The 5,623-nt window shown below is 46.2% G+C and carries 2 tRNA genes and 3 rRNA genes; all 5 read left to right on the top strand.

Annotated features, from left to right (window positions below):
- Nucleotides 1-235 precede the first annotated feature (235 nt).
- The 5 genes from V8G61_RS15150 to rrf all read left to right on the top strand — a co-directional run bounded on the left by V8G61_RS15150 (nt 236) and on the right by rrf (nt 5,586).
- A 16S ribosomal RNA gene (locus tag V8G61_RS15150) occupies nt 236-1,753 on the top strand.
- A 153-nt stretch (nt 1,754-1,906) separates the two neighbouring features.
- Nucleotides 1,907-1,980 (top strand) — tRNA-Ile (locus V8G61_RS15155).
- Between the two features lie 158 nt (nt 1,981-2,138).
- Nucleotides 2,139-2,212: transfer RNA gene (locus V8G61_RS15160), tRNA-Ala, on the top strand.
- Nucleotides 2,213-2,531: 319 nt separating this feature from the next.
- Nucleotides 2,532-5,360, top strand: a 23S ribosomal RNA gene (locus tag V8G61_RS15165).
- A gap of 118 nt (nt 5,361-5,478) precedes the next feature.
- Nucleotides 5,479-5,586, top strand: a 5S ribosomal RNA gene (rrf, locus tag V8G61_RS15170).
- Together the 16S, 23S and 5S rRNA genes with 2 tRNA genes alongside form the textbook arrangement of a ribosomal RNA operon.
- Nucleotides 5,587-5,623 lie beyond the last annotated feature (37 nt).

Consider the following 5,623-nt stretch of genomic DNA (forward strand, 5'->3'; position numbering starts at 1 on the left):
GTTAAAAACTTTTTTTCAAAAATTATTGTAAAAGTATTGTGAGGAATTAAAAAGGGTTTTATATTTGCACCCGCTAAAAGAGGAAACGATTTTAGTAAAGATAGAAAAGTTCATAAACATATTGAATTGACAGCGTAAGTTTGGTGTTGGAAACGGCATCAGACAAAACAAGAGAATAGACCATTTTGAGTATTTGAAAAGATTCTTATAAGTTGTTAAAATTATTTAAGATTTAACGATGAAGAGTTTGATCCTGGCTCAGGATGAACGCTAGCGGCAGGCCTAACACATGCAAGTCGAGGGGTAACGGGGTGCTTGCACCGCCGACGACCGGCGCACGGGTGCGTAACGCGTATGCAATCTACCTTATACTGGAGGATAGCCCAGAGAAATTTGGATTAACACTTCATAGTATGTTTACCTCGCATGGGGAAAACATTAAAGGTTACGGTATAAGATGAGCATGCGTCCTATTAGCTAGATGGTGTGGTAACGGCACACCATGGCATCGATAGGTAGGGGCCCTGAGAGGGGGATCCCCCACACTGGTACTGAGACACGGACCAGACTCCTACGGGAGGCAGCAGTGAGGAATATTGGACAATGGAGGCAACTCTGATCCAGCCATGCCGCGTGCAGGAAGACTGCCCTATGGGTTGTAAACTGCTTTTATACGGGAAGAAACGGCTCTACGTGTAGAGCTTTGACGGTACCGTAAGAATAAGGATCGGCTAACTCCGTGCCAGCAGCCGCGGTAATACGGAGGATCCAAGCGTTATCCGGAATCATTGGGTTTAAAGGGTCCGTAGGTGGATAATTAAGTCAGAGGTGAAAGTCTGCGGCTCAACCGTAGAATTGCCTTTGAAACTGGTTATCTTGAATTATTATGAAGTAGTTAGAATATGTAGTGTAGCGGTGAAATGCATAGATATTACATAGAATACCAATTGCGAAGGCAGATTACTAATAATATATTGACACTGATGGACGAAAGCGTGGGGAGCGAACGGGATTAGATACCCCGGTAGTCCACGCCGTAAACGATGGATACTAGCTGTTCGGACTTCGGTCTGAGTGGCTAAGCGAAAGTGATAAGTATCCCACCTGGGGAGTACGTTCGCAAGAATGAAACTCAAAGGAATTGACGGGGGCCCGCACAAGCGGTGGAGCATGTGGTTTAATTCGATGATACGCGAGGAACCTTACCAGGGCTTAAATGTAAGTTGCATGGGGTAGAGATATCCCTTTCTTCGGACTACTTACAAGGTGCTGCATGGTTGTCGTCAGCTCGTGCCGTGAGGTGTCAGGTTAAGTCCTATAACGAGCGCAACCCCTGTGGTTAGTTGCCAGCGAGTCATGTCGGGAACTCTAGCCAGACTGCCAGTGCAAACTGTGAGGAAGGTGGGGATGACGTCAAATCATCACGGCCCTTACGTCCTGGGCTACACACGTGCTACAATGGTAGGGACAGAGAGCAGCCACTGGGCGACCAGGAGCGAATCTATAAACCCTATCACAGTTCGGATCGGAGTCTGCAACTCGACTCCGTGAAGCTGGAATCGCTAGTAATCGCATATCAGCCATGATGCGGTGAATACGTTCCCGGGCCTTGTACACACCGCCCGTCAAGCCATGGAAGCTGGGAGTGCCTGAAGTCCGTCACCGCAAGGAGCGGCCTAGGGTAAAATCGGTAACTAGGGCTAAGTCGTAACAAGGTAGCCGTACCGGAAGGTGCGGCTGGAACACCTCCTTTCTAGAGAAAGACGACGAGTAAGTATCATAAACGTTCAATTATAATGAATTGTTTATTCTCTTAAGCTGTTAATTTATAAATAAAAAAGTCACCAGAGAACGGTGCTCATTATCCTTTATAGGGTATTGAAAACTGAAACTGAAGGACTAATACAGTCTCATAGCTCAGCTGGTTAGAGCGCTACACTGATAATGTAGAGGTCGGCAGTTCGAGTCTGCCTGAGACTACGATCTAAGGTTAATTAAACTGTTAAGCAAAGTTGTTTGATAGGCTAATTAAAATTAGAGTTGTTCATTACATATTGAAAGGAAATTTTAGAAGTTGGGAAACCCTTACTTATAATATGGGATTTGGAAAGATAGATTTTTGAAATTTCATTGACCATGGGGGATTAGCTCAGCTGGCTAGAGCGCCTGCCTTGCACGCAGGAGGTCATCGGTTCGACTCCGATATTCTCCACAGATAAAACCTTTAAAAGGTGATTTTGACTGATTGAAAAAACAACAAGCTTGCTTGATTGTTTTGGAATGAGGGAGAAATCTTTAAAGGTTTTTCAAAATGGGATTTTGAGGTTGGCTCGTAAGAGCACTCCGAGAAATTACAATTTTGAAAACGTTCATTGACATATTGAAAAAAGATACATGAAATTTAAGATTAGACTTAAAGCAAGTTTAATTTTAGAATAATAATTCAGATTAATTGGGCGTCACGCGAGCGACGACTGATTAATCACTATTCAATATTTATATTGAATAACTCATTAAAAAAGCAAAAAGTACAATAAGCTAAATAAGGGCGTATGGGGAATGCCTAGGCTCTCAGAGGCGAAGAAGGACGTGATAAGCTGCGAAAAGCTGCGGGGATCGGCACACACGAATTGATCCGCAGATATCCGAATGGGGCAACCCAGCATGTTGAAGACATGTTATCCGCAAGGAGGCGAACCTGGAGAACTGAAACATCTAAGTACCCAGAGGAGAAGAAAACAAAAGTGATTCCGTTAGTAGTGGCGAGCGAACGCGGATTAGCCCAAACCGGTATTGTTACGGCAATACCGGGGTTGTAGGACCACGACATTGATTGCGTAATGAATTAGAACACTTTGGAAAGAGTGACCGAAGAGGGTGATAGTCCCGTACAAGTAAAGAACGTTAATCATAGTGGTATCCTGAGTAGTGCGGGGCACGTGAAACCCTGTATGAATTTGGCGGGACCATCCGCTAAGGCTAAATACTCCTGAGAGACCGATAGTGAACTAGTACCGTGAGGGAAAGGTGAAAAGAACCCTGAATAAGGGAGTGAAATAGAACCTGAAACCATACGCTTACAAGCGGTCGGAGCCCTTTAGGGGGTGACGGCGTGCCTTTTGCATAATGAGCCTACGAGTTACCGTTGCTAGCAAGGTTAAGTACTTAAGGTACGGATCCGTAGCGAAAGCGAGTCTGAATAGGGCGCTTTAGTTAGTAGTGGTAGACGCGAAACCGTGTGATCTACCCATGGGCAGGTTGAAGCTGTAGTAACATACAGTGGAGGACCGAACCGGTTGACGTTGAAAAGTCTTCGGATGACCTGTGGGTAGGGGTGAAAGGCCAATCAAACTCGGAAATAGCTCGTACTCCCCGAAATGCATTTAGGTGCAGCGTTGATTATAGTTTTATAGAGGTAGAGCTACTGATTGGATGCGGGGGCTTCACCGCCTACCAATTCCAGACAAACTCCGAATGCTATAAAATGTTTATCAGCAGTGAGGGCATGGGTGCTAAGGTCCATGTCCGAGAGGGAAAGAACCCAGACCATCAGCTAAGGTCCCCAAATGTATGTTAAGTTGAAAAAACGCGGTTGGATTGCTTTGACAGCTAGGATGTTGGCTTGGAAGCAGCCATTCATTTAAAGAGTGCGTAACAGCTCACTAGTCGAGCGATCCGGCATGGATAATAATCGGGCATAAACATACTACCGAAGCTATGGCAGTAATTTATTACTGGGTAGGGGAGCATTGTAGTGTCGTTGAAGGAGAACTGCGAGGTTTTCTGGAGAAGCTACAAAAGAAAATGTAGGCATAAGTAACGATAATGCGGGCGAGAAACCCGCACTCCGAAAGACTAAGGTTTCCTCAGCTATGCTAATCAGCTGAGGGTTAGTCGGGACCTAACACGAACCCGAAAGGGGTAGTGGATGGACAACAGGTTAATATTCCTGTACCTGCTCACGTTAAAAGTGACGGAGGCGAAAATTTGGTGCGTGCTGACGGAAATGCACGTTGAAGCGAGTAGTAATACCGCGATAGTACACTGAGTCTTCGGACAAGGTGATAATCCAGAGGATCGACTTCCAAGAAAAGCGAGTGAAGCAGCCCGTACCCTAAACCGACACAGGTAGTTGGGATGAGAATTCTAAGGAGCTCGAGAGATTCATGGCTAAGGAACTAGGCAAAATAGACTCGTAACTTCGGGAGAAGAGTCGCCCCCCTCCGGGGGGGCCGCAGTGAAAAGGTCCAGGCGACTGTTTATCAAAAACACAGGGCTATGCTAAATCGAAAGATGATGTATATGGCCTGACACCTGCCCGGTGCTGGAAGGTTAAGTGGAGATGTTAGCTTTTAGCGAAGCATTCAAATGAAGCCCCAGTAAACGGCGGCCGTAACTATAACGGTCCTAAGGTAGCGAAATTCCTTGTCGGGTAAGTTCCGACCTGCACGAATGGTGCAACGATCTGGACACTGTCTCAGCCATGAGCTCGGTGAAATTGTAGTATCGGTGAAGATGCCGATTACCCGCTGTGGGACGAAAAGACCCCGTGCACCTTTACTATAGCTTAGTATTGGTTTTGGATAAGTAATGTGTAGGATAGGTGGGAGACTTTGAAGTGGCGTCGCTAGGCGTTGTGGAGTCATTGTTGAAATACCACCCTTTGCTTGTCTAGAGTCTAATCACGCTACAGCGTGAGACAGTGCTTGGTGGGTAGTTTGACTGGGGTGGTCGCCTCCAAAAGAGTAACGGAGGCTTCTAAAGGTTTCCTCAGCACGCTTGGTAACCGTGCGTAGAGTGCAATGGCATAAGGAAGCTTGACTGAGAGACCTACAAGTCGATCAGGTACGAAAGTAGAGCATAGTGATCCGGTGGTTCCGCATGGAAGGGCCATCGCTCAAAGGATAAAAGGTACGCCGGGGATAACAGGCTGATCTCCCCCAAGAGCTCACATCGACGGGGGGGTTTGGCACCTCGATGTCGGCTCGTCACATCCTGGGGCTGGAGAAGGTCCCAAGGGTTGGGCTGTTCGCCCATTAAAGTGGCACGCGAGCTGGGTTCAGAACGTCGTGAGACAGTTCGGTCTCTATCTACAGTGGGCGTTAGAAATTTGAGTGGATCTGACTCTAGTACGAGAGGACCGAGTTGGACAAACCTCTGGTGTATCTGTTGTCGCGCCAGCGGCATTGCAGAGTAGCTACGTTTGGAAGGGATAAGCGCTGAAAGCATATAAGCGCGAAACCCACCACAAGATGAGATTTCTTTAAAGGGTCGTGGAAGATGACCACGTTGATAGGCTATAGGTGTAAAGGCAGTAATGTCACAGCCGAGTAGTACTAATAACCCATAGGCTTATTGTACGCCTGTTTTTTTAATAAGTACAAAATGAATTATTAGATTTTATGTATAATGGCACTTAAGTGTCCTTTTTTCAATATGTTAAGATATTAGTTCCCGCTAAAACGCGGGACAAAGACTTAAGGTGGTTATAGCGATGGGGCTCACCTCTTACCATTCCGAACAGAGAAGTTAAGCCCATTAGCGCCGATGGTACTACATTTGTGGGAGAGTAGGTCGTTGCCTTTCTTGAATCCCGATTCTTTACAGAATCGGGATTTTTTTT

The organism is Gaetbulibacter sp. M240, from assembly GCF_043876815.1.
GTDB lineage: Bacteria > Bacteroidota > Bacteroidia > Flavobacteriales > Flavobacteriaceae > Gaetbulibacter_A.